We start from the raw sequence: 4,078 nt of genomic DNA on the forward strand, positions 1-4,078 counted from the left end.
GAGCAGCTCGCCTTCATCGTCGGGACGAAGCTGCTCATTCTGGAAAGCAGCGAGGGTGAACTTCGCTATAATCCGAATTCCGGTCACACGCTCTCAGGCACCGCGACGAAGGTGATCTTGGCCGAGATGGGTTCTGCCGTTGTCGATCCGACGACCGGCCTGCTCACCGGTTACGATACCATCGCAACCATCGACGGCGTCGCCATCAGCGGCACCRCGGGCGATCCGACGACGTTGTTGCAAAACACGTTCACGACGCTGCGCGCCGGCAACCTGACGACACTCACGGGTGAAATCCACAGCTACGCGGTCGACTACGTGGGCGGTGACGGAAATGACGTCGTCGGCGGCTATGGGTTCAACGATACGATCGACGGCGGCGATGGCGACGATACGGTCGTCTTCACGGGTACGCGGTCGAACTACGACGTCGTCGACAACGGTGACGGCAGCTTCAATGTGACCGACCTTCGCGCTCTGGCGAACGGCGGGCAGGGCACCGACAAGGTGCTAAACGTCGAATCCTTCCAGTTCTCGGATGGCGTCATCGATGTCGCGAATGTCGTCGGAAGCGGTGTCAACGAGGCTCCCACCAACTTTGCTCTGTCGGAAGACGAGGTTGAAGAGAATGTGGATATCGGAACCGTCGTCGGTACTTTCTCGGCGACCGATCCCGAGGGCCACGGACTGACCTATACGCTCAAGACCAATCCAGGAAACCGCTTCGAGATCGTCGGAAATGAGCTGCGGGTGAAGGGGGCGCTCGATCATGAGGCGACCGGTTCCTACAACCTCAACGTCGAAGTATCCGACAACGCCAACAACAAGGTGTTGCAGACCTTTGCCATTACGGTGACCGACAAGGATGAGGCACCGGTCAACCTGAAACTCACCGGCACGACCGTGTGGGAGCACGCCGAAGTCGGGGACACCGTCGGTACCTTCTCGGCGACGGATCCCGAGGGCACCGCCATCACCTATTCCATCGTGGGCGGTTCGGATGTCTTCGAGATCGACGGCAACACCCTCAAGGTGAAGCAACTTACCGCCGACATCTCCTACCAAGTCACGGTTCTCGCCACGGATGCAGGCGGAAACACGGTCGAGCAGAACTTCAAGATCGATGTCACTGATGAAAGCGGGCGGCCGCTCGAGCCCAAGGGCACGATCACCATCGACGCTTCGGGTGCGACGTCGAACATGGATCTCGAAGCCTTCATTCGCGGTGGCTTCATCGCCGATGCGGCCGGTGGCGGCTTCCCGGTCTTCGATAACGGCTCTGCATTTGCCGGTGAGGAGATGTTCATCGGCTATGGCGACCAGACGACGTCGAAATACGTGCTGGCCCACGGTCAGGTGCAGTATGCATTCGGCACGCACACGGTCGCCGGTACGATCAACACGATCGAATACGGGACGCGTGGCGGAGGCACTTACGATGCCAATGGCTACTTTGTAGGCGGAAATGCCCAGCTCCGCATCACGGGAATGGATCTGAACAACCCTGTGCCGACTCCCGCCGAAGAGGCGGAGGTCGAGTTGAATGGGCCAGTGCACAACTTCGCTCTCGCTCACATGTACGGCGCGACGGYAGATCCGGAGAGACTCGCGAAGTATGCTGACGCACTTGATGCCTACGCCCAGCATTACGTCGGTTCGTCGTTCAACGATGCCTATGTCGGCACGCGGTACAACGATACGATCGACAGCGGTGGTGGCAGTGATGCGTTCGACGGCGGTGGCGGCGACGATATCGTCGTCTTCAGTGGCCGCAAGGACGGATATACGTTGGCGAAGCTGGCGAACGGAAATGTTTCCATCACCGACAACGCGACGATGAATCAAACCGTCCTGACGAACATCGAGACAGCGCGATTCAGCAATCGCCTCGTGAACCTCGGTGACTTCTCGGAAACGGCTCTCAACGAGTCGCCGGTCGATCTGGCGATATCCGGTTCGGCGCTTGCGGAGGACGCTGCGCTCGGAGCGTTGGTCGGCACGCTTTCGGCCAAGGATCCGGAAGGCAAGGCAGTGACGTTCGTACTCTCGGGCGATGCCGGCGGTCTCCTCGAACTGGTGGGCAACGACATACGATTGAAGGGGGCGCTCGACTACGAGTCCGCGAAATCCCACGCCTTCACCGTCGTCGCGACGGACGGAGACGGGGAGAAGAGCACCAAGACGTTCTCACTCACTGTCGGCGATGTGAACGAAGCTCCATCGCTGCCGGTGCTGTCTCGTACGAGCATCTCCGAGAATGCCGAGGTCGGTGCGCAGGTCGGGACGCTTTCCTCGAGTGATCCGGAAGGTGGCAAGATTTCCTTCTTGCTCAAGAGCAATCCGGGTGGAATCTTCAAGCTCGTCGGAAACAAGCTCGTCCTCGCAAAAACCGTCGACTACGACAAGGCGCAGAGCCATACGGTCACGATCGAGGCCAAGGATGCGAGCGGTCTCGTCACCACGCAGAAGATCAAGATCGATGTCACCGATGTCGCCAAGACAACCTTGGGAACGATCGCGGCCGACGTTCTCAAGGGCGGCGCTGGAGTCGATGTTCTTCGTGGCGGAGATGGAAACGACGTGCTGAACGGCGGCGGCGGCGGCGACAAGCTGTACGGCGGCACCGGACGGGACAAGGTCTACGGTGGTAACGGCGCGGACAAGCTCTACGGCAACGCCGATGCGGACACATTCGTGTTCAAGTCCATCAAGGACACCACAGTGGAGTCGTCGGGCCGCGATACGATCTACGATTTCTCGCGCAGCCAGAAAGACAAGATCGATCTGTCCGGCATGGATGCCAAGGCAACCGTGAAGGGCAATCAGGCGTTCAAGTTCATCGGAACGAAGGACTTCACCGAAAAGGCTGGAGAACTCCGCTACGAGAAGGTCAAGGGCGGTGCTTACGTCTACGGCGACGTCAACGGCGATGGCCAGGCCGATTTCAGCATCTATCTCAAGAGCGTTGCCTCCCTGTCCAAGGGCGACTTCCTCCTCTGAGCATAGTGCCACTGCAAAATTTCACCGGAGGCGTCGTATGTCGCCTCCGGTTCTTCCTTTCCAACATCGACAAGTTTCATCATCGTGCAGCGCGCCCGCACTTCCATTCGTTCAACCACCGCCCTTATCGCGGCCGCCATGCTCGTCGCTGGCCCTGCGCTGGCGCAATCCGCCGCGCCGGCTGAACCAGAAGGCAGCGTGGTCGAACTAGACCCTATCACAGTGACTGCCACGAAATCGGGCGAGCGGGTTTATGATGCGTTGTCCGGATCGAGTGTGCTCACGCGCGACGAGCTGCAGCGCCAGGTTCAGCCGAGTTCCGTCTCGGATGTCCTGCGGCTTATTCCCGGTGTCACGACCCAGGTCGGTGCGGGCGATCCCGGAACCGGCGTGAACGTCCGTGGCTTGCAGGATTTCGGTCGGGTCAACGTCCTCGTCGACGGTGCTCGCCAGAACTTTCAGCGGGAAGGTCACGCCGCTCGCGGTACTTTCTACTTCGACCCCGAAATGATGAAATCCGTCGACGTCACCCGGGGCCCCGTCTCGTCACTCTACGGATCGGGTGCAATCGGCGGTGTCGTCAGTTTCACGACCCTCGACGCTGACGACGTGATCGGGGAGGGACGGTTGATCGGCGCGCGATTGAAAGCTGCGTTCGAGACCAACGGAAACACTCCCGTTCTGCACGGTGAGGTCGCGGCAAAGCAAGCCACGTTCGACGTGATGGGTGCGGCGACGTGGCGCTCCGCTGGCGACTATACGTCCGGTGATGGAAGAGTTGTCGAGTTCACCGCGCAGGATCTGCTCTCCGGTCTGTTCAAGACGCGTATCCGCCCTGCTGACGACCAGGAAATCACATTGTCGGCGCTGCGGATACGCAACACGTTCGGCAGCGGTCTGACGACGATTTACAACACGGACGCCATCGCCGATACTTTCACGGCTGGGTATCGGTGGACCCCGGATTCCCAAGTTTGGAATCTTAACGCGAAAGTCTATTTCACCGGTACCGATGTCAAACAGACGGTCAACGATGGAATCTTCGCCGGCGCCACGAAATCATTCCGTATTGGAACGT

The 4,078-nt window shown here is 59.7% G+C and carries 2 protein-coding genes; both read left to right on the forward strand.

Annotated elements, in window-relative coordinates; translation table 11 throughout:
- Positions 1–3,000 (forward strand): cadherin domain-containing protein (locus AC1DT3_RS13480; protein WP_477465762.1); only part of this gene is annotated, 3,000 nt, incomplete at its 5' end.
- A 138-nt stretch (positions 3,001–3,138) separates the two neighbouring features.
- The coding region (locus AC1DT3_RS13485; RefSeq protein ID WP_477465763.1) for a TonB-dependent receptor plug domain-containing protein at positions 3,139–4,078 on the forward strand (940 nt) is incomplete at its 3' end.

The sequence above is a fragment of the Microvirga sp. P4_G7 genome, assembly GCF_056401005.1.